We start from the raw sequence: 19,321 nt of genomic DNA on the forward strand, positions 1-19,321 counted from the left end.
CTGGCCGGCAGCTCAAGAGCGTGTCAACCAAGGTTGACACCCACCAAGGCGGTACCGGTTGATACCCACCAGAGCAGGTAGCGCCGGGCCATGCCCGGCGGCCGCCCTCAGTTACCGATGACGTCGGTGCCCTTCGGCGGGGTGAAGCTGAAGGTGCCGGCGGCGAAGCCCGGGTTGCGCTTCCAGCCGCTGAAGCTGATCACAGTGCGCTGGCCGACGGCGTCGGTGATTTCCATCCTGGCCAGGCCCTGGGCATTGAAGCCCAGCGCGGCGTACTGGAAGCTGGCTTCGGTCTCGCGCTTCGGCGACAGTGACAGCCACTGCAGGCCGTCACGCTGCGCGGCCTCTTCGCTGACGTCGTACTGCTGCTCCAGCAGCGCGGGGTTGATCAGCGCGGTCAGCGGGCTGTTCTGCTCTTCCTTGCCCTGCTCGCGCACGGTGGCCTGTTCCAGGTCCGGCTCGTACATCCAGACCTTCTTGCCGTCGGCCACGATCAGCTGTTCGTGCGGGCGCACGTACTCCCAGCGGAACAGGCGCGGCGCCGACAGGGCCACGCGGCCACTGGTCGATTCCTTCACCTTGCCACGACTGTCGAACACCTGCTGGCTGAACTGGCCATCCAGTCCCTTCAGGCCACTGGTGAAGGTCTTCAGGTCATCGCGGGCGCCAGCCCAGGCACTGCCGGCGGCGGCGCAGGCCACGGCCAAGGTGGTGGTGGCAAGGAAACGGCGGAAGCGGAAGTTCATGCGGGAATCCTGTGGGCGCGGGCGCCAGGAAAGGTGGTTGCCAGTGTGCCCGGACAAAGATGAATGGGCGATCAGGGCGACATTATGCCGCCCTGAACGTCCATCGGCGATTCAGCCGCCGGATGCCGGCAGCTTGCCGTACAGCACCTGGCCACGGAAGCCGCGCCGCACTTCGCGATACAGCGCGCGGAACGCCGGATAATCCCGCGGCTGGCACAATGCCTCCGGGCCGCGCACCGCATTCTGCTGCAACCGGTGGTGCACGATCACCTCCTGCCCTTCGCGGCTCCAGTCCACGCGGTACTCGCCGGCGGCGTTGGCGAATCGCTGGCTGGCCGGGATGGCGATGATCGGCGCGTTGGCCGGGAACTGCAGGCGGTAGGTCTCCTCGCGCAGGCTGGCATTGCAGTAGAACGGCGTCTCGTTGGCCGGCGCCGAGGCGGTGGCGTACAAGCCACGCACCGACTCGCCACCCGGCGGGTCCGGCACGGCCATGCCGCCGGCCACGCTGAAGTCGGCGTAATCCTCGGCCTGGAACGCCATGCGGTAGCCGAACGGCCGGGTCAGGTCGACCGGCACACCCTGGATCTGCAGCTGCCCTCGCCCGTCGAAACCGGAGGCGGCCATGATCTGCTCTTCAGCGCGCGCACGGTTCTGCGCGTTGAGCTGGGAGAACTGGGCGCGCATGCCGATCTCGGCGTTCTCGCCCAGCTTCGGGATCGTCTCGCCGCGCAGGTTGCCGTTGGCGTCGAAGGTGAAGCGCACTTCCATCGAGGTGGCGTTGCGCTCCGGCGTGTTGGCCGGGGTGCGTGCCAGCGTGGCGTCGCGTGTGCGCATCACCGGCGCACCCAGGTCACCCTCCGGCAGCTGGCCGAAGCGCGCCCACGCGGTGGTCGAATCGAGGTACAGATCGAATTCGGGGATGTAGGTGATGGCGTGGTTGAAGCGGCCCAGCACCGGGATCTTCGGCAGCGTCGGGCCGCCGCCCGCACCGATCAGCACCGGCGAGCTGGCGATGCCCTTGGCCGCCAGCAGCGCCTCGAGGATCGTCACGTGATCCTTGCAGTCGCCGTAGTGGTTGTCGAGGATGCTCTGCGCGCTGTTCGGTTCCAGGCCACCATTGCCCAGGTACACCGCCACATAGCGGATGTTCTGCGCCACCCAGCGGTACAGCGCATCAGCCTGCTCGCGACGGTCGCTGATGCCCGTCGTGATTTCGTCTGCCAGCGCCTGCAGTTCCGGCGTGACCTGCGCCGCTGGGCCAGCCTTGAGCTGGTAGGCGCGCCCCATCTGCGACCAGTCACGATACGTGCTGGCCATGATGTTCGGACCGAACTCCCAGCCCGCCGCCGACCAGTTCTGTGCCGGCATGGCTTCGCGACGCTGGTAGCGCCAGCGCCATTGCGCTTGGCCATTCTTCACTGTCGGGCGATCGCTGCCCTGCACGCCGCGACTGTCGACGAACATCGGCAGGTTGGCCGGCGCACTCAGGGTGACCTCAGCGTCCTCGTACTCGGTGAAGACGTTGAAGGTTTCCCACAGGCCAAAGTAGCCCGGGAAGTACGGCGTGACCTGGGTGCGGCGCACCTGGTAGTACAGGCGCGTGCCCGGGGCCAGGTTCGGGAATACGATCACCCGCACCTTGCGGTCGGCATACATTGCCGCCGAGGCGCTGGAGTAGCTCTCCTGGGTGTAGATGCGGTCGGCCGGCACGTCGCGGCGCTGGCCGTCGGCGGTGATGGTGTAGGCGCCGAGTACTTCCAGCGTCTCCATCTTCTCGCTGTAGCTCAGCCGCACCTGGCTGAACTGCTCGACGGATGCCTTGGTCTTGAGCAGGACTTCGTAGGTTTCGGTCTGCACATTGCCCGCATCCGGCCGCACCTGGTAGTCGGCGCGGTAACGGACAATGCTGAAATTATTGCTGGCTTCGGTATCGCCGCTGGTGGAAGGCGGCGCCGTGGCGGGCGCGGAGGTGGCGGTGTCTGCCAGTGCCGGGCCGGCAGCCAGGAAGGCTGCCAGCGCCAGTGCCAGCGCGCTTGGTACGGGGTGAAGCATGCGTCGGTTCCTTGGACGTCGTGGGGGATACGTCGGGTCTTACTTCGGCGGCGGCGGAGCCAGCACCGTGCGGTCGCCGTTGTGCTCGGGCGAACTGACCACGCCGGCCGCTTCCATGGCCTCGATCAGTCGCGCTGCACGGTTGTAGCCGATCTTCAGCCGGCGCTGCACGCCGGAGATCGAGGCGCGGCGGGTCTCGGTGACCACCCGCAGGGCCTCGTCATACAACGGGTCGGACTCGTCGCCGGACGAACTGTTCTCCGGCAGTCCGGTGGCGCCGACGACCACGCCGTCGCCCATTGTCTGCACTTCGTCCAGCACGCCGTCGACATAGTCGGCCGGGCCCATCGCCTTGAGGTGCTCGACCACGCGATGCACTTCATCGTCGGACACGAACGCACCATGCACGCGCTCGGGCAGCGCGGTGCCCGGCGGCAGGTACAGCATGTCGCCGTGGCCGAGCAGGGTTTCCGCGCCGGACTGGTCGAGGATGGTGCGCGAGTCGATCTTGGAGCTGACCTGGAAGGCGATGCGCGTCGGGATGTTGGCCTTGATCAGGCCGGTGATCACGTCCACCGACGGGCGCTGCGTGGCCAGGATCAGGTGGATGCCGGCCGCACGCGCCTTCTGTGCCAGGCGCGCGATCAGCTCTTCCACCTTCTTGCCGACGATCATCATCATGTCGGCGAATTCGTCGATGAAGATGACGATGAACGGCAGCGTCTCCAGCGGGCGCGGCGCCTCGCCCAGCTCGGGGTTCGGCTTGAACAGCGGGTCCATCAGCGGCTGGCCGGCGTCCTGGGCTTCCTTCACCTTCTTGTTGAAGCCGGCCAGGTTGCGCACGCCGACCGCGCTCATCAGCTTGTAGCGGCGCTCCATCTCGGCCACGCACCAGCGCAGGCCGTTGGCGGCCTCCTTCATGTCGGTGACCACCGGCGCCAGCAGGTGCGGAATGCCCTGGTAGACGCTCAGTTCGAGCATCTTCGGGTCGATCATCAGCATCCGCAGGTCTTTCGGCGAGGCCTTGAACAGCAGGCTCAGCACCATCGCGTTGACCGCCACCGACTTGCCCGAACCGGTGGTACCGGCCACCAGCAGGTGCGGCATGCGCGCCAGGTCTGCCACAGTCGAGCGGCCAGCGATGTCCTTGCCCAGCGCCAAGGTCAGCACGCTGGCCGACTTGTCGTATTCCTTGGAACGCAGCAGCTCGGAGAGGTAGATCATCTCGCGGGTGACGTTGGGAATTTCCAGGCCGATCACCGACTTGCCCGGAATCACGTCCACCACGCGCACCGACTTCACCGACAGGCCACGCGCGATGTCCTTGTCGAGCGAACTGATCTGGCTGACCTTGATGCCCGGCGCGGGCTCGATCTCGAAGCGGGTAATGACCGGGCCAGGGTTGGCGCCGACCACCTGAGCGTCGATGCGGAAGTCCTTCAGCTTGAACTCGATCTGCCGCGACAGCGCGTCCAGGGTTTCCTTGTCGTAGCCCACCGGCTGCGGCTTGGGGTCGTCCAGCAGGGCCAACGGCGGCAGGTCCGAGCCGTCGCCGTTGACGCCACGGAACATCGGGATCTGCGTGTCGCGCTTGGCCCGATCACTCTTCTCGATCACCGGTTCCGGGCGCGGCTCGATCTTCACCGGCTCGCGCTTGGCACGCACCTCGGCGTCGGCCTTGCGCACTTCCTGGCGCTCCTCGCGCATCACCCGCGTCTGCTGCCACTCGGTGACTTCTTCCTTCTTGCGCGCCAGCAGCGGCGCCAGCGACATCACCCCGCGGCCGATCTTCTCCATCACCGTGAACCAGGACAGCCCGGTGGCCAGCGTGATCGAAGCCAACAGCAGTACCAGCACGAACAGATTCGCGCCCAGCGCCCCGAAGCCCACCGTAAGCGAGTTGCCCACCAGTTTGCCGAGGATGCCGCCGGCACTGGAGACATCGCCACTGAACAGGCGCACGTGCAGGAAGCCGGTCCCGGCGATCAGGAAGCCGACCAGGCCGACCAGGCGCAGCGCCGGGTCCAGGTCGTTCTCGCCCTTGCTCTCGCGCTTGAGGCCGAACATGGCGATCCACGCCAGCGCGCCCAGCACCACCGGCAGCAGGAAGGCGATGTAGCCGAACAGCTGCAGCAGCACGTCGGCGATCCAGGCGCCGGCGCGACCGCCGAGGTTGTGCACCGGCGCGACCACGCTGCCGGTATGCGACCAGCCCGGGTCCGTCGCTGAATAGGTGAAAAGACTGGCCGCCAGGTACAGCAAGGCCGGCGCGATGGCGATCAGGCCAAGATCGCGCCAGAGGCGCTGGCGGCGTGGATTGTCGGTCGTCGCCGCCGCGGCCGTGCGACGTGACGCCTTGCTGTCGTCGGACTTGGAGCGTTCGGGGACCTGCTTCGCCACCTTAGACCATACCTTTGGAATGCGCTGTTAGTGATTGATAATAAATGAGACGGCGTCAGTTTTCAGTTATGCGACATCCGACAGGGCGTTCAGAGCGCCGGAACCATCGCCGGATGACGGCGTTCTGTTCATCGGCTTGAATCGCCCTGCCCCAGCCGCCACTCTATGACCTGCCACGGATGCTGCGCAAATATCGCCAGCGCCTTGTCCCATCTACCTTTTCGCGAGTTTACATGAGCACCAGCCTGCCCTCCCGCCACCAGCGCCTCGTCATCCTCGGTTCCGGCCCGGCCGGCTGGACCGCCGCCGTCTACGCCGCCCGCGCCAACCTGAAGCCGGTCGTCATCACCGGCCTGCAGCAGGGCGGCCAGCTGATGACCACCACCGAGGTGGACAACTGGCCGGGTGATGCCCACGGCTTGATGGGCCCGGACCTGATGGCGCGCATGCAGGCGCACGCCGAGCGCTTCGAAACCGAGGTCATCTTCGACCATATCCACACCGCCGACGTGTCGCAGCGCCCGTTCAAGCTGATCGGCGACAGCCACGAGTACACCTGCGATGCGCTGATCATCGCCACCGGCGCCACCGCCAAGTACCTGGGCATCCCGACCGAGGACGAGTTCAAGGGCCGCGGCGTGTCCGCCTGCGCCACCTGTGACGGCTTCTTCTACCGCGACCAGGACGTGGTCGTGGTCGGCGGCGGCAACACCGCCGTGGAAGAGGCCCTGTACCTGTCCAACATCGCCCGCAAGGTCTACCTGGTCCACCGCCGCGACACCCTGAAGGCGGAAAAGATCATGCAGGACAAGCTGTTCAAGAAGGTGGCCGAAGGCAAGATCGAGACCGTCTGGCACCACCAGGTGGAGGAAGTGCTGGGCAACGACGCCGGCGTGACCGGTGTGCGCGTGAAGTCCACCCTGGACGGCAGCACCCGCGACATCGATGCCCACGGCTTTTTCGTGGCCATCGGCCATCACCCGAACACCACCCTGTTCGACGGCCAGCTGGCGATGAACAACGGCTACCTGGAGATCCGCTCGGGCCTGGGTGGCAATGCCACGCAGACGTCGGTGGAAGGCGTGTTCGCCGCCGGCGACGTGGCCGACCAGCACTACCGCCAGGCGATCACCTCGGCCGGCTTCGGCTGCATGGCCGCACTGGATGCCGAGCGCTACCTGGACGCCCAGGGCAAGGCCAGCTGAGAGGCTGACCCGCTCCTGTAGGGTCGAGCCAGGCCCGACTCCGGATGATAGGCCGACGCCAGTGCGTCGGCCTTTCTGTTTCATCTGCCCTATCCTTCCCCCATGTCTTCCCCCCGCTTCCTCGACTCCCTGCAGTCCATTGCCGCGACCGACTGGGATGCCCTGCACGACGGCCGCAACCCCTTCGTCAGCCACGCCTTCCTTTCCGGGCTTGAACAGCACGGCTGCCTGCGTGAGGACTGGGGCTGGCAACCCCGGCACTTCACCCTGTGGGAGGGCGGCACGCTGGTCGGCGCCATTCCGGGTTACCTGAAGACCAATTCGCATGGCGAGTTCGTGTTCGACCATGCCTGGGCCAACGCGTATGCCCGCCACGGCCGCGACTACTATCCGAAGTGGCTGGGCGCGGTGCCGTACTCGCCGGTCACCGGCCCGCGGTTGCTGGCCCGTCACGATTCAGGGCGCATCGCGCTACTGTCGGCATTGCGCGAGGCGCTGCCCGCGCTGCACGTATCCTCGGCCCATATCAACTTCCACACCGCCAGCGATGAGGCTCTGTTCGATGACGACTGGCTGCTGCGCGAGGACGTGCAGTTCCAATGGCAGAATCCGGGTGACTGGGCGACGTTCGACCAGTTCCTCGCTGCGATGGACCACAAGCATCGCAAGAACATCCGCCAGGAACGGGCCAAGGTCACCCGCCAGGGCATCACCTTCCGCGTGGTGCACGGCGATGAAGCCAGCCGCGCAGACCTGCAGGCGATGTACCGCTTCTATCTGCAGACCTTCCTCGAATACGGCAACGCCCCGGCGCTGACCGAGGCCTTCCTGCGCCATCTGGCCATTTCACTGGGACGCGGGCTGGTGCTGTTTCTGGCCGAACAGGACGGCGAGCCGATTGCCGGCGCGCTGTGCCTGCGCGGTGGCGATACGCTGTACGGCCGCTACTGGGGCGGCGCCACCCTGCCCGGCCTGCATTTCGAAGCCTGTTACTACCAGGGCATCGAGTACTGCCTGCGCGAAGGCCTGAGCCGTTTCGAGCCCGGCGCACAGGGCGAGCACAAGCTGGCGCGCGGGTTCCTGCCGACGCTGGTGCGCAGCCGACACTGGGTGGCCGATCCGGATTTCGCAGAGGCACTGCAGGACTGGTGCCGGCAGGAGCGGCAGAGTGTGCGGCGGTACCAGCAGGAATTGCAGGGGCATGGGCCGTTCCGCGTAGGGCTGTAGAGTCGAGCTTGCTCGACTGGCGCGGTGCCGAGAAGCGTGCCAACCAAGGTTGGCACCTACCAGAGCAATGAGGCCTGCCAACCAAGGTTGGCGCTTATCAGAGCGATGTCGAGGGTGCTGCGCTCAGGTGCACTGCCAGAAATGTCCACTCACCCGGCACTTCGCGCACCAGAACGTGTAGAGCATGCCGCCGCCACCCCATAGCAGCGCGCCCCCACCGGTGGTCGGCAGCGTCGAATCCAGCTGCATCACGAAGGGCATCTCCTCACCGCAATCGATGCACGCCGGATACCAGGCACTCTGCACCCAGCTCGGTGCGCCGCCCACGCGCGACAGGTTCTGCCGGTGGTTTGACTGGCCCCAGTCCTGCTGCTCCCACCGCATGGTGTCCATGGCGACCAGGCCGACCTCGGCCTGCATCAGGTCACCGCTGTCGGTCGGCGTCGCCGGCACCTCCAGACGCTGGCTGGGGTGGCAGCTGGGCAGGCCGCTGGCATCGTGGCGATAGAAACGCACGGGCGGATCTTCCCAGCCGCAGCAGTCCAGGCACAGGCCCAGCGTGATCTCACCCGCCGCGCCCGGCTGCAGCGCGGCAGCGTCGGTTCGCAGCAGGCGCTGCAGCGGTGCATGGCAGCTGCCACACAACGATTTCAGCGGCCCTCCCATCTGCCCGGCGTACTGTACCTGCCCGCCATTCCAGGTCGGGTGCAGGCGCCAGATGCGCTTGCGCCAGCTCGGTTCGTCCGCCTGCTGCGCGCGATGCTGCTCGCGGCCGAAGCGGATGTGCAGCGGCCGCTCCCCATGCAGGCGCCGCGGCTGCGGTCCGTCCGCGACGCCGGCCCAGTGCGCCCAGACCTCAGCATCCAGCGCGCCCCAGTCAGCGAGGTAGCCGCGGGCAACGGCATAGCTCTCGGGCTGCGCCGCCAGCAGCAGCGCCCTGGCCCGCGCCATCTCGCGATCGTCGTCGGCCTCAACCAGAATCTGCGCCCACTGCACGGCAATGACGGAGGGCAGGCCCTGCCATACCTGCGAAGCCAGCTGCAGCTCGTCTTCGGTGGCCAGCGCCAGCAAGGCCTCCCAGTCGTCCTGCAGCACCTGCGGCGCCTGGTAGCTGGTGAATTCGATCACGCTGGCCAGCAGTTCGCCGCGCTCGCCATCCCGATAGCGGCGCCAGGCCTCGGCACAGACCGGCACAATCGCTTCATCGGGCAGCAGATCCAGCGCCATGTCGAGAAAGGCCGAGCTGGGTGAACGCCGGGCAAGGGCCAGCAGCATCAGCGCACCAAGCTGGCCCGGCTGCTCAGTGGCCAGCGCCAGCAGCATGCTCTGGCTGTCGTTGCGCGAGCGCGCGGTGTCGTGCACGTCGAGGATGGCGGTGATGGCGTCACTCATGCGTGGGCTCCTTGCCGTAGGACGCTGATGGTGACAGACATCAGCGACCGCCACGACGAATACAATGACGGCATGACCCGCCAGTTGCCCTGGCGCCTGGCCGATGCGCCGGACGCTCCCTTCCCTCCGGCTGAAACCGCACTGCGCCAGCCCGACGGCCTGCTCGCGGTGGGCGGCGACCTGCATCCGGTGCGCCTGCTCAATGCCTACGCCGGCGGTATCTTTCCTTGGTTCAGCGAGGGCGAGCCAATCCTGTGGTGGTCGCCGGACCCGCGCATGGTATTCCGTACCGAGGGCGTGCACCTGTCCAGCCGCTTCCGCCGCCAATTGCGCGGCAGCACGTGGGAGATCACCGCCGACACCGCTTTCAGTCGTGTGATGCGTGCCTGCGCCGCGGCGCCGCGACCGGGCCAGGACGGTACGTGGATCAGCCCGGCGATGGTCGAGGCTTACAGCCAGCTGCACGACCTGGGGTTTGCCCACTCCTTCGAGGTCTGGGACCGGCAGACGCTGGTCGGCGGCATCTATGGGGTGGCGATCGGATCGATGTTTTTCGGCGAAAGCATGTTCAGTGGCGCCAGCGGCGGCTCCAAAATCGCCCTGGCCGCCCTCGCATCCACCCTGCGTGACTGGGGCTGGGAACTGATCGATGCCCAGGTGGAGAATCCGCACCTGCTGCGGATGGGCGCCGAACACCTGCCGCGCGCGGACTTTCTGGAGCACGTCCGTCAGGCCGTACACCGTGACGGCCGTGAAGGCCCCTGGACCCAGGCGGTCGGACGCTTGCCAGCACGGCGTTTGGCCGGGGGTTAACACAAACTTTGCAAGCCGGGCCCATCACGCGTAAAATACCGCGCCTTAGGCCCAGCGTGGCCGTTTTCTGAACCGCACAGGACTACATGTCGAAAGACGATTCCATCGAGTTCGAGGGCACCGTCAGCGAGACGCTGCCGAACACCACTTTCCGCGTTCGTCTGGAAAATGGGCACGAAATCATCGCCCACATCTCCGGCCGCATGCGCAAGAACTACATCCGCATCCTCACCGGTGACCGGGTCAAGGTTGAAATGACCCCGTACGACCTGACCAAGGGCCGTATCACCTACCGCATGAAGTAAGCGGTCGGCGCAGTGCGCCACTCCGACAGGGCCGGCCTCGCTGCTGGCCCTTTGTCGTGCGCGGAAGAAAATGCGCGGCACCGAGATCGTTCGATTTTCGTCCTTGTCTGAAATCCAGCATCGCGCCGGGACTCTAGACTCAACGCGTTCTTCACAGAAGGCGCTGCGCGCATGACCTACCTGATCGTCCTGGACCCGCAGTCCGTCACCAGCCGCTGCTACGCCAACAAGGGCCCGGACGGCACCTGGTTCGGCCAGCCCTGCCTGGCCTGTACCAGCATGGACGCATCCCACCCACAGTATCTGGCCGTGCAGCGCGAGGTCCCACACATGGGCAGCACACTCAAGCAGCGACTGCACATTCCGCATGAAGCGGTCGCATTCGTCATCGAGGATGGCGGCAACCAGGGGCGCCAGCAGGGATTCCGTTCGATCGCCGCCTGATGCGCCAAAGGTCATCGTGACCGATCTCACCGTGACGTCGGTCAGCCCTGCTTGCGGCAGATTCGCATTTGCAGCGGCGGCGGCATCCTGGGATCCGATCCAGTCCGGATCGCCGCCCCCTGCCCCGCCATGAATCTGTCTTCCCTGCTCATCCCCCTGGCTTTGTCTGCCGCCACCCTGCTGGCATCGCCCGCCCATGCCGCCGACACCCCGCCGGCGCAGTGCGTACCACTGACCGGCGAACAGCAGATCGTTCGTGCCGGCGCCGACAAGAACATCCTGCTTCGCTCCGGCGAAGACCACTATGTCGTGCATTTCCGCAACAGCTGCCCTTCTGCCGTGCTGGCCACCCGCCTCGGCTTCAGGACCGACGGCAAGGAGGCTGGCGAGCTGTGCAGCGAGGGCCGAAGCGCTCTGGACACCGGTCGCGGCAGCTGCGAGGTTGCGCGCATCGAGCCGATCGATGCCGAGCGGTTCAAGCGCGAAGCACGCCGCCGCAGCCGCTGACCCCGGACAGGACAAGGGCGGCCGAAGCCGCCCTTGTTGTTTCCAGTCTTTCACGCCAAGCCTTCAGCTCACTCCACCGTAACCGGCAGCAGCCGCTCCGGCTCAGCCTGGGTCTCGACCACCAGCTCGTCGTCGCGGACATCGATGCTGACCTTGCCACCGTTGACCAGCTTGCCGAACAGCAGCTCGTCGGCCAGCGGGCGCTTGATCTTGTCCTGGATCACGCGGGCCATCGGGCGCGCACCCATCAGTGGGTCGAAGCCGTGGTGAGCCAGCCAGTCGCGCGCGGTCGGGGTGGCCGACAGGCTGACGTGCTTGTCCTGCAGCAGCATCTCCAGCTCGATCAGGAACTTGTCGACCACGCGCAGGATGTGCTCGAAGCCCAACGCCTGGAACTGCACCACCGCGTCGAGGCGGTTGCGGAATTCCGGGGTGAAGCTGCGGCGGATGGTCTCCATCGCGTCGGTGGCATGGTCCTGCTTGGTGAAGCCGATCGAACGCCGCGAGGCCTGCGCCGCGCCGGCATTGGTGGTCATCACCAGCACCACGTTCTTGAAGTTCGCCTCACGACCATTGGTATCGGTCAGCACGCCGCGGTCCATCACCTGCAACAGGATGTTGAAGATGTCCGGGTGCGCCTTCTCGATTTCGTCCAGCAGCAGCACGCAGTGCGGCGTCTTGACGATCTTCTCGGTCAACAGGCCCCCCTGGTCGAAGCCGACGTAGCCCGGAGGGGCACCGATCAGGCGGCTGATCGAATGCGGCTCCATGTACTCGGACATGTCGAAGCGGACCAGCTCGATGCCCAGCTGCAGCGCGAGCTGCTTGGTCACCTCGGTCTTGCCGACACCGGTCGGACCGGCGAACAGGAAATTGCCGATCGGCTTTTCCGGATTGCCCAGGCCCGAGCGGGCCAGCTTGATCGCCGAGGACAGCGTCTCGATGGCCGGATCCTGGCCAAAGATCACCATCTTCAGGTTGCGCTCCAGGTGCTGCAGCACATCCTTGTCGGTGGCGCTGACCTGCTTGGTCGGGATGCGCGCCATCTTGGCGACGATCGCCTCCACTTCCTCGACGTCGATCAGCTCCTTGCGCTGGCCTTCCGGCAGCAGGCGCTGGCGGGCGCCAGCCTCGTCGATCACGTCGATGGCCTTGTCCGGCAGCAGGCGGTCGCCGATGTGCTTCACCGACAGGTCCACCGCGGCCTGCAGCGCCTCGTCGGAATAGGTGACGCCGTGGTGCAGCTCGTACTTGGACTTCAGGCCCTGCAGGATCTCGTAGGTCTCGCCCACCGTCGGCTCGACGATATCGATCTTCTGGAAGCGACGGGCCAGCGCCCGGTCCTTCTCGAAGATGCCACGATATTCCTGGAAGGTGGTCGAGCCGATGCAGCGCAGCTCGCCCGACGCCAGCGCCGGCTTGATCAGGTTGGAGGCATCCATGGTGCCGCCCGACGCCGAGCCAGCACCGATGATGGTGTGGATCTCGTCGATGAACAGCACCGCGTTGGGCACCTTCTTCAGTGCCGTCAGCACGCTCTTCAGGCGCTTCTCGAAGTCGCCACGGTACTTGGTACCAGCCACCAGTGCGCCCAGGTCGAGCGAATAGATCACCGCATCGGCCAGCACCTCAGGCACCGAACCCTCGACGATGCGGCGGGCCAGGCCCTCGGCGATCGCGGTCTTGCCCACGCCGGCCTCGCCCACGTACAGCGGGTTGTTCTTGCGGCGGCGGCACAGGACCTGGATGGTGCGCTCGATTTCGTCGGCACGACCGACCAGCGGGTCGATGCGACCGGCCCGGGCCTGTTCGTTGAGGTTGCTGGCGAACTCGGTCAGGGCATCGCCCTTCGGCTCGCCCTCCCCGCCTTCAATGCGGCCTTCGCCCTCGGAGGAGGAGGACGGCTGCTCGCCTTCTTCGCCCAGCTTGGCGATGCCATGGGACAGGTAATTGACCACGTCCAGCCGGGTGACGTCCTGCTGGTTGAGGTAATAGACGGCGTGGGAGTCCTTTTCGCCGAAGATGGCGACCAGCACATTGGCGCCGGTGACCTCCTTCTTGCCCGAGGACTGCACGTGGTACACGGCCCGCTGCAGCACGCGCTGGAAGCCCAGGGTCGGCTGGGTATCGCGGCCGTCATCTTCGGCCAGGCGGGACACGGAGGCCTCGATGGCCTGCTCCAGCTCCTGGCGCAGGCGTTCGGCGTCGGCGCCACACGCCTTCAGTACGGCCTGGGCGGACGGGTTGTCGAGCAGTGCCAACAGCAGGTGTTCGACCGTCATGAACTCATGCCGGGCCTCACGGGCGCGCTTGTAGCACTGGCCGATGGTGTGTTCGAGGTCTTTGCTGAACATGGATTACTCCGGCGGCAGATGGGGACAATATGCGGCCTGACTACGCGATTTCCATCACCCTAGCGGATTGCTGCGTTCAGATGGCGTTAGCAGTACACATCGCTTGATCTTCATTCACTCCAGGACAGCCCGCCCAGCATGAGCGAACCCTACCTGAGCCGCTGGCGATTGCGGCGTGATGGGGCAGCCATCGAAACGCCCCATGCCCAGCTCTGGCCGGTGCTGACCATCGCCGGCGAGCCGGCCATGCTGAAGATCAGCAGCGAAACCGAAGAGCAGAACAGCCATCGCCTGCTGCGCTGGTGGGAGGGCGATGGCGCCGCCCGCCTGCTGGCCCACGAGGGACCGGCGATCCTGATCGAGCGTGCCGGCGGCGACTCGCTGCGGCAACGCTCGATCAAGGGCGACGATGACGCCTGCACCACGATCCTGTGCCAGGTCCTGCAGCGGCTGCACCGGCCACGGAGCGCGCCGCCAGCGGAACTGGTCTGCCTCCGTAGATGGTTCGCCGACCTGCTGCAGCCAAGGGCTGCGCTGCCGCCACTGCTGGAACAGTGCAGATCACTGGCGGAGGGGTTGCTGCAGGAAGAGCGCGAGATCCGGCCGCTGCATGGCGACCTGCACCACGACAACGTGCTCGATTTCGGCACGCGCGGCTGGCTGGCGATCGACCCGAAGCGGTTGCTGGGTGATCGTGCCTTTGATTACACGACACTGTTCAGCAACCCGGACCTGTGCGGTCCGGGCATCCACGTTGCGACGCAGCCGGAGCGGTTTGCCGCCCGGCTGGAACAAGTCAGTGCACTGGCGGGCCTGGAGCGCACGCGCCTGCTGCGCTGGATCGCAGCCAGCGCGGGGCTGTCGGCAGTCTGGTTCCGCGATGACGGCGCCCCCGCCGAGGTCGACGAGGCCGTGGCGCGTATGGCGCTGGAGGCGTTGGCGGAGGGGTGATCCACCTGTAGAGCCGAGCCTGCGCTCGGCTGCTGCTGGCAGAGATCTGGATGCCTGGGTGAACAGCAGCCGAGCATCGGCTCGGCTCTACAGGTCGGGGGCGGTCAGGCCTTTTCCATCGTGCACAGCAGCGGGTGCTGGTTCATCCGCGAATACTCGTTGACCTGGGCAACCTTGGTCTCGGCCACTTCGCGGGTGAACACCCCGCACACGCCGCGGCCGCGGGTATGGACGTGCAGCATCACCTGCGTGGCCTTGTCCAGGTCCATGCTGAAGAACTGCTGCAGTACGTCCACCACGAAATCCATCGGGGTGTAGTCGTCGTTGAGCAGCATCACCTGGTAGAACGGCGGCGGCGCCACTTCCGGGCGCGCGGGTTCCACGGCAACGCCGTGCTCGTGATGGGAATCGGGGGAAGACTCGCGGGGCATCTGCTCATTATAGAGGCTCGAGCGGGCCTGCGTCGGCCCGCCGCAGATTGGACGGCACGCACGGCCGCCGTCACAATTGCATCCTCTCTCAACACTGTTTCACAGGATCTTCATGAAAAGGACCCTTCTCTCCGCCCTGCTGATCGCCTTGGCCGCCGCCGGCTCCGCCGCCGCCGAGACCCAGGCCGACAAGGCCGTGGCCCGCCACCTGGACAAGCTGGGCTACACCTACGAGGTCGACGAGGACGGCGACTACCGCATGGTGTTCGACGTCGAAGGTGACCGCACCCAGATGGTCTACGTGCGCTCGTCGGTGGAAGATTTCGGCACCCACAACATCCGCGAGATCTGGTCGCCGGCCTACAACGCCAAGACCAAGCAGTTCCCGGTGGCCGTGGCCAACCGCCTGCTGGAAGATTCGCAGGACGCCAAGATGGGCGGCTGGGTGAAGCAGGACACCACCGCCATGTTCGTGGTGAAGATCGACGCCGATGCCACGGCCGACCAGCTCAGCGACGCCATCGATGCGGCCATCCGCACCGCCGACGCCATGGAGCTGGAACTGACCAAGAAGGACGAGTTCTGAGTTGAACGCTACGCCGGACCCGCGCTGGGCACCGCACGCCACCGTCGCCACCGTGGTGGTCGACGGCGGCCGCGTGTTGCTGGTTGAAGAGACCATCGACGGCCGCCAGGTGCTGAACCAGCCGGCCGGCCACCTCGAGCCGGGCGAAAGCCTGGCCGAGGCAGCCCTGCGCGAGACCCGCGAGGAAACCGGCTGGACGGTGCAGCTGACCCATTTCATCGGCTGCTACCAGTGGACTGCCGGCGACGGCACCGCCTTTCTGCGCTTCTGCTACGCAGCGCGCCCGGTCTCGCACGACCCGGCGCAGCCACTGGACACCGGCATCGACCGCGCACTCTGGCTGACCCCGGCCGAACTGCAGGCCGCCGGCGAGCGCCAGCGCAGCCCGCTGGTCTGGCAGGTGGTGGCTGATTACCTCGGTGGCCAGCGCCATCCACTTTCCCTGGTCCGGGAGGTCGCATGAGCACTCCGCGCGTGATGGTGGGCGTCTCCGGTGGCGTCGACTCCTCGGTCGCCGCCTGGCGCCTGGTACAGCAGGGTGAGGCCGTAGCCGGTCTGTTCATGCAGAACTGGGCCGACGACGGCAGCGGCGACTGCCGTGCCGAGGACGACCGCCGCGATGCGGTGGCCGTCTGCGGCCTGCTCGGCATTCCGTTCCACTTCCGCGATTTCTCCAGCGAATACTGGCAGGGCGTGTTCGAGCACTTCCTGGCCGAGTACGCGGCCGGCCGTACGCCGAACCCGGACGTGCTGTGCAACCGCGAAGTGAAGTTCAAGCACTTCCTGGATGCCGCCCGCGAGCTGGGCGCCGAACGCATCGCCACCGGCCATTACGCACGTGTGACCCAGCGCGGCCACCAGTGGCTGCTGCTGCGCGGCGCCGACCGCTCCAAGGACCAGAGCTACTTCCTGCACCAGCTGGGCCAGGAACAGCTGGCGGCCACCCTGTTCCCGATCGGCGACCTGGAAAAGACCGACCTGCGGCGGATCGCACGTGACGTCAGCCTGCCGACCCACGCCAAGAAGGACTCCACCGGCATCTGCTTCATTGGTGAGCGCGACTTCCGTGAATTCCTCGGCCGTTACCTGCCGGCCAAGCCCGGCCAGATCCTCGACCCGGCCGACGGCAGCGTCATCGCCGAACATCCGGGCGTGTTCTATTTCACCCTGGGCCAGCGCGAAGGCCTGAACATCGGCGGCGTGCGTGGCCGCCCGGCCGCGCCGTGGTACGTGGTCGGCAAGGATGTGGCCAGCAACGTGCTGTACGTGGATCAGGACCGCGACAGCAAGTGGATGCTGTCCGATCGCCTGCGCTCGGAAACCGCGCACTGGATCGCCGGCGCGCCGCCGGCACGGCGCTTTGAATGCACCGCCCAGACCCGCTACCGCCAGCCCGACGAGCCGTGTACGGTCGAGGTGCTGGACGATGGCAGCGTGCTGGTCAACTTCGCGCGCCCGCAGCGCGCCGTTACCCCCGGTCAATCACTGGTGCTGTATGACGGTGACGTGTGCCTGGGTGGCGCGGTGATCGCCGCCACCGATGCGCCGCTGGAACAGCGCCTGCGCACCACCCCCTCCCCTTTTGAGGTAATCGCTGCATGAGTTTCACTGTCGACGACCGCGTCCTGGCCCTGGCCGGCATAGCCCAGGCCCTGCAGCAGGTACGCCGTATCGCCGATACCGGCCATTCCGACGCCGCCGCCGTGCGCACCGCCGTGGACAGCGTGTTCCGTGTCGATGCGTCCTCGCCGCAGGAGGTGTTCGGTGACCGCCATGCACTGAAGGCCGGCCTGCGCCTGCTGCACAACTACTTCCGCAACCAGGGCCAGGACCCGATCCTGCCCAAGCTGGCCCTGTCGGTGCTTCAACTGGAGCGCCGCTTCGTGCAGGACGGCGCCACCGTGAACAAGGTCGCCTCGGGCATCGAGCGCGCCCAGCGCCAGGCCACCGAGCTGGGCGACAGCGGCCATCCGGACGTGCTGGCCAATCTCGGCGGCCTGTACGCCGACACCATCAGCCACCTCAAGCCGCGGGTGATGGTGCAGGGCAACCCGCACTATCTGGGCCAGGCTGGCGTGGTGGCCGAGATCCGCGCCCTGCTGCTGGCCGCGGTGCGCTCGGCGGTGCTGTGGCGCCAGCTGGGCGGCAGCTACTGGGACTTCCTGTTCAGCCGCAAGGCGATGATCGAGGCCGTGGACCGGCAGTTGGCCTGAGGCCATGGGGTCGGATCCCTTTCCGGCACGGAAAGGGCTCTGACCCTGAAGCCGCCAAGGCGCCGGAAAACCGGCGCATTCAGAATGCACTTCCGGGCACATCGACGTTAAAGAGAAAGGGGGTACGGCCGATACATCCTCCGTGCACCTCCCGAGAACGTCCATGTACTCACGCATTTTCATCCGTCTGGCCGCCCCCCTGGCTCTGACCCTGCTGCTCCCCTTCGCCATCGGTTTCGAATGGCCGGCCGCCCTGCGCTGGGCGATCCTGACCACGATGACGCTGAGCTGGCTCGGCTTTGCGTGGTGGACCACCCGCGCCCAGGCGCACCGTTCCCCGGAACATGCCCGTGTCCTGCGTGAGCAGGACCAGCTGCTGACCGAACTGCGCAACTTCGTCGGCAACGAGATCGACGGTTCGCGCGGCGAAGTGGAACGTGCCCGTGACCTGATCCGCCAGGCCGTCTCCAGCCTGGGGGGCAGCTTCGATGCCATGAACCGCAAGTCGCGCCAGCAGAGCCAGGCCCTGTCGCGTATCGTCGACCGCGCCGGTGATGAAGGCAATGCCGGCCTCGACGTTGCCCGTTTCGCCCAGCACGCCAGCCACCGCATGGAACAGCTGGTCGAAGCGCTGGAGCAGGTGAGCGGCCAGAGCAGCACCACCGTGCAGCACATCGACCAGATGGCGCAGCACCTGGATGGCATCTTCGCGCTGCTGGAAGACGTCAAATCGATCGCCGACCAGACCAACCTGCTGGCCCTGAACGCTGCCATTGAAGCGGCGCGTGCCGGTGAAGCCGGTCGTGGCTTCGCCGTGGTCGCTGACGAAGTGCGCAACCTGTCCGAGCGCTCGACCACCTTCAACGAGCAGATCCGCAAGCTGGCGCACAGCTCCAAGGACGCCATTGCCAAGGTGCGCGAGACGGTCTCGCACATGGCGTCGCGTGACATGGATCGCTCCCGTGAAGCGCGCCAGGAAGCGGCCGCGATGCTCGACAACGTGGCCCAGATCAATGCCTCGCTGGGCGATGGCATGCGCGAAGTCTCCGAGTGCGCCCGTTCGATTGATGGCAGCGTGGCCGAAGCCGTGCGCGCCCTGCAGTTCGAAGACATCGCCACCCAGGCGCTGGGCGGCGTGCACACCCACCTGGACCGCCTGACCGCGATCAACCGCGAAGCAGTCGCCCTGCAGGAACTGCTGCACCGCAACGGCGGCGTGTTCGACGAAGAGATCGCGACCGCCCTGCAGCGCACCGGCAGCCGCCTGCGCGAACTGCGCAGCGAATGGGAACGCCCGCCGCACAAGCCGGTTGCCCAGCAGAGCATGGGCGCCGGCACCGTCGAGCTGTTCTGATCCTGATGTCCGCTGCCCTCGCCGGCAGCCCGCAAGGCCCCGGTTCCTCCGGGGCCTTTGCCTGTGACCCGCCGTTGGATGCATCCTGTACGCGCACCATGACCCTGATCCACGCCCTGCCCTCCCTCACCAACACCGAGCGCCCGCGCAACGCGAGCGTGCGTGAGCAGCTGCAGCAACTGGAAGAGGTCGCCCGCGAGGAGATCCGCGAACTGCAGCAGCTGGCGGACGCGCGCCCCGCCCCGTCGCGGGCGGACGAGGCGCTGCTGGGACTGGCGTGGGACCTGGGGCTGGATGGCGAAGCCTTGAGGTAGATCCACGCCATGCGTGGATAGGCC

The 19,321-nt window shown here is 66.8% G+C and carries 19 protein-coding genes; 13 read left to right on the forward strand and 6 right to left on the reverse strand.

The annotated features are described in order from the left end of the window. Positions 1-107: 107 nt before the first annotated feature. The 3 genes from lolA to N5D45_RS02095 all read right to left on the reverse strand — a co-directional run bounded on the left by lolA (position 108) and on the right by N5D45_RS02095 (position 5,201). Complete coding sequence (gene lolA, locus N5D45_RS02085; RefSeq protein ID WP_049448152.1) at positions 108-746, reverse strand: outer membrane lipoprotein chaperone LolA; 639 nt, start codon at positions 744-746, stop codon at positions 108-110. A gap of 111 nt (positions 747-857) precedes the next feature. Continuing rightward, on the reverse strand, positions 858-2,801 hold the full coding sequence (locus N5D45_RS02090; RefSeq protein ID WP_049409854.1) for a DUF3857 domain-containing protein: 1,944 nt from the start codon (positions 2,799-2,801) through the stop codon (positions 858-860). 39 nt (positions 2,802-2,840) lie between these two features. Beyond that, positions 2,841-5,201, reverse strand: coding sequence for a DNA translocase FtsK (locus tag N5D45_RS02095; protein ID WP_010485837.1), 2,361 nt, complete (start codon positions 5,199-5,201; stop codon positions 2,841-2,843). Between the two features lie 233 nt (positions 5,202-5,434). On the opposite strand from N5D45_RS02095, the gene trxB reads away from it, so the two are divergent. After that, positions 5,435-6,406 (forward strand): thioredoxin-disulfide reductase, encoded by a 972-nt coding sequence (trxB, locus tag N5D45_RS02100; RefSeq protein WP_014037154.1) that lies wholly within the window; start codon positions 5,435-5,437, stop codon positions 6,404-6,406. 102 nt (positions 6,407-6,508) lie between these two features. Beyond that, positions 6,509-7,633, forward strand: a complete 1,125-nt coding sequence (locus N5D45_RS02105; protein WP_134958109.1) for a GNAT family N-acetyltransferase — start codon at positions 6,509-6,511, stop codon at positions 7,631-7,633. A 123-nt stretch (positions 7,634-7,756) separates the two neighbouring features. Here the strand turns inward: N5D45_RS02105 and N5D45_RS02110 are convergent, their stop codons facing one another. Beyond that, positions 7,757-9,025 carry a hypothetical protein gene (locus N5D45_RS02110; protein ID WP_228355316.1) on the reverse strand — a complete coding sequence of 423 codons (1,269 nt, stop codon included), beginning with the start codon at positions 9,023-9,025 and terminating at the stop codon, positions 7,757-7,759. Positions 9,026-9,097: 72 nt separating this feature from the next. Here N5D45_RS02110 and aat point away from each other — a divergent pair, with 72 nt between their 5' ends. From aat to N5D45_RS02130, 4 genes are all read left to right on the forward strand, one after another. After that, positions 9,098-9,838, forward strand: a complete 741-nt coding sequence (gene aat / locus N5D45_RS02115; protein ID WP_049409900.1) for a leucyl/phenylalanyl-tRNA--protein transferase — start codon at positions 9,098-9,100, stop codon at positions 9,836-9,838. A gap of 86 nt (positions 9,839-9,924) precedes the next feature. Beyond that, on the forward strand, positions 9,925-10,143 hold the full coding sequence (gene infA, locus N5D45_RS02120; protein WP_005409596.1) for a translation initiation factor IF-1: 219 nt from the start codon (positions 9,925-9,927) through the stop codon (positions 10,141-10,143). A 171-nt stretch (positions 10,144-10,314) separates the two neighbouring features. Continuing rightward, positions 10,315-10,587, forward strand: a complete 273-nt coding sequence (locus N5D45_RS02125) for a hypothetical protein (RefSeq protein ID WP_228355315.1) — start codon at positions 10,315-10,317, stop codon at positions 10,585-10,587. Between the two features lie 129 nt (positions 10,588-10,716). After that, a complete protein-coding gene (locus N5D45_RS02130) occupies positions 10,717-11,094 on the forward strand; it encodes a hypothetical protein (protein WP_010485850.1) in 378 nt (125 codons plus the stop codon). Positions 11,095-11,162: 68 nt separating this feature from the next. Here N5D45_RS02130 and clpA read toward each other — a convergent pair whose 3' ends face one another. After that, positions 11,163-13,448 carry an ATP-dependent Clp protease ATP-binding subunit ClpA gene (clpA, locus tag N5D45_RS02135; RefSeq protein ID WP_010485852.1) on the reverse strand — a complete coding sequence of 762 codons (2,286 nt, stop codon included), beginning with the start codon at positions 13,446-13,448 and terminating at the stop codon, positions 11,163-11,165. Between the two features lie 138 nt (positions 13,449-13,586). Between clpA and N5D45_RS02140 the strand changes: the two genes are divergently transcribed. Then, positions 13,587-14,399: an APH(6) family putative aminoglycoside O-phosphotransferase gene (locus N5D45_RS02140; protein ID WP_057502846.1), complete on the forward strand. Its 813-nt coding sequence runs from the start codon at positions 13,587-13,589 to the stop codon at positions 14,397-14,399. Between the two features lie 104 nt (positions 14,400-14,503). Here N5D45_RS02140 and clpS read toward each other — a convergent pair whose 3' ends face one another. Next, positions 14,504-14,830, reverse strand: a complete 327-nt coding sequence (gene clpS, locus N5D45_RS02145) for an ATP-dependent Clp protease adapter ClpS (protein ID WP_010485856.1) — start codon at positions 14,828-14,830, stop codon at positions 14,504-14,506. Positions 14,831-14,942: 112 nt separating this feature from the next. On the opposite strand from clpS, the gene N5D45_RS02150 reads away from it, so the two are divergent. The 6 genes from N5D45_RS02150 to N5D45_RS02175 all read left to right on the forward strand — a co-directional run bounded on the left by N5D45_RS02150 (position 14,943) and on the right by N5D45_RS02175 (position 19,297). Continuing rightward, a complete protein-coding gene (locus tag N5D45_RS02150) occupies positions 14,943-15,416 on the forward strand; it encodes a hypothetical protein (protein ID WP_010485859.1) in 474 nt (157 codons plus the stop codon). Between the two features lies 1 nt (position 15,417). After that, a complete protein-coding gene (locus N5D45_RS02155; protein ID WP_005409590.1) occupies positions 15,418-15,879 on the forward strand; it encodes an NUDIX hydrolase in 462 nt (153 codons plus the stop codon). Continuing rightward, the gene (mnmA, locus tag N5D45_RS02160; protein WP_228355314.1) at positions 15,876-17,018 is read left to right on the forward strand and encodes a tRNA 2-thiouridine(34) synthase MnmA; all 1,143 of its coding nucleotides are present in this window, start codon (positions 15,876-15,878) and stop codon (positions 17,016-17,018) included. Before N5D45_RS02155 ends, mnmA begins: the two co-directional genes overlap by 4 nt. After that, positions 17,015-17,629 carry a high frequency lysogenization protein HflD gene (gene hflD, locus N5D45_RS02165; RefSeq protein ID WP_228355313.1) on the forward strand — a complete coding sequence of 205 codons (615 nt, stop codon included), beginning with the start codon at positions 17,015-17,017 and terminating at the stop codon, positions 17,627-17,629. Before mnmA ends, hflD begins: the two co-directional genes overlap by 4 nt. A gap of 163 nt (positions 17,630-17,792) precedes the next feature. Next, the gene (locus N5D45_RS02170; RefSeq protein WP_010485867.1) at positions 17,793-18,983 is read left to right on the forward strand and encodes a methyl-accepting chemotaxis protein; all 1,191 of its coding nucleotides are present in this window, start codon (positions 17,793-17,795) and stop codon (positions 18,981-18,983) included. Between the two features lie 98 nt (positions 18,984-19,081). Beyond that, complete coding sequence (locus tag N5D45_RS02175; protein WP_010485869.1) at positions 19,082-19,297, forward strand: hypothetical protein; 216 nt, start codon at positions 19,082-19,084, stop codon at positions 19,295-19,297. The last annotated feature ends 24 nt before the right edge of the window (positions 19,298-19,321 follow it).

The sequence above is a fragment of the Stenotrophomonas sp. GD03819 genome, from assembly GCF_029841665.1.
GTDB classification, from domain to species: Bacteria; Pseudomonadota; Gammaproteobacteria; order Xanthomonadales; family Xanthomonadaceae; genus Stenotrophomonas; species Stenotrophomonas geniculata.

Excerpts from the sequence above, each read along its gene's own strand:
- N5D45_RS02105 (WP_134958109.1), top strand. The coding sequence starts at position 6,509 with ATGTCTTCCCCCCGCTTCCTCGACTCCCTGCAGTCCATTGCCGCGACC.
- clpA (WP_010485852.1), bottom strand. The coding sequence starts at position 13,448 with ATGTTCAGCAAAGACCTCGAACACACCATCGGCCAGTGCTACAAGCGC.
- clpS (WP_010485856.1), bottom strand. The coding sequence starts at position 14,830 with ATGCCCCGCGAGTCTTCCCCCGATTCCCATCACGAGCACGGCGTTGCC.
- N5D45_RS02090 (WP_049409854.1), bottom strand. The coding sequence starts at position 2,801 with ATGCTTCACCCCGTACCAAGCGCGCTGGCACTGGCGCTGGCAGCCTTC.
- N5D45_RS02170 (WP_010485867.1), top strand. The coding sequence starts at position 17,793 with ATGTACTCACGCATTTTCATCCGTCTGGCCGCCCCCCTGGCTCTGACC.
- N5D45_RS02130 (WP_010485850.1), top strand. The coding sequence starts at position 10,717 with ATGAATCTGTCTTCCCTGCTCATCCCCCTGGCTTTGTCTGCCGCCACC.
- N5D45_RS02110 (WP_228355316.1), bottom strand. The coding sequence starts at position 9,025 with ATGAGTGACGCCATCACCGCCATCCTCGACGTGCACGACACCGCGCGC.
- N5D45_RS02150 (WP_010485859.1), top strand. The coding sequence starts at position 14,943 with ATGAAAAGGACCCTTCTCTCCGCCCTGCTGATCGCCTTGGCCGCCGCC.
- aat (WP_049409900.1), top strand. The coding sequence starts at position 9,098 with ATGACCCGCCAGTTGCCCTGGCGCCTGGCCGATGCGCCGGACGCTCCC.
- hflD (WP_228355313.1), top strand. The coding sequence starts at position 17,015 with ATGAGTTTCACTGTCGACGACCGCGTCCTGGCCCTGGCCGGCATAGCC.
- infA (WP_005409596.1), top strand. The coding sequence starts at position 9,925 with ATGTCGAAAGACGATTCCATCGAGTTCGAGGGCACCGTCAGCGAGACG.
- N5D45_RS02125 (WP_228355315.1), top strand. The coding sequence starts at position 10,315 with ATGACCTACCTGATCGTCCTGGACCCGCAGTCCGTCACCAGCCGCTGC.
- trxB (WP_014037154.1), top strand. The coding sequence starts at position 5,435 with ATGAGCACCAGCCTGCCCTCCCGCCACCAGCGCCTCGTCATCCTCGGT.
- N5D45_RS02140 (WP_057502846.1), top strand. The coding sequence starts at position 13,587 with ATGAGCGAACCCTACCTGAGCCGCTGGCGATTGCGGCGTGATGGGGCA.
- N5D45_RS02175 (WP_010485869.1), top strand. The coding sequence starts at position 19,082 with ATGACCCTGATCCACGCCCTGCCCTCCCTCACCAACACCGAGCGCCCG.
- lolA (WP_049448152.1), bottom strand. The coding sequence starts at position 746 with ATGAACTTCCGCTTCCGCCGTTTCCTTGCCACCACCACCTTGGCCGTG.
- mnmA (WP_228355314.1), top strand. The coding sequence starts at position 15,876 with ATGAGCACTCCGCGCGTGATGGTGGGCGTCTCCGGTGGCGTCGACTCC.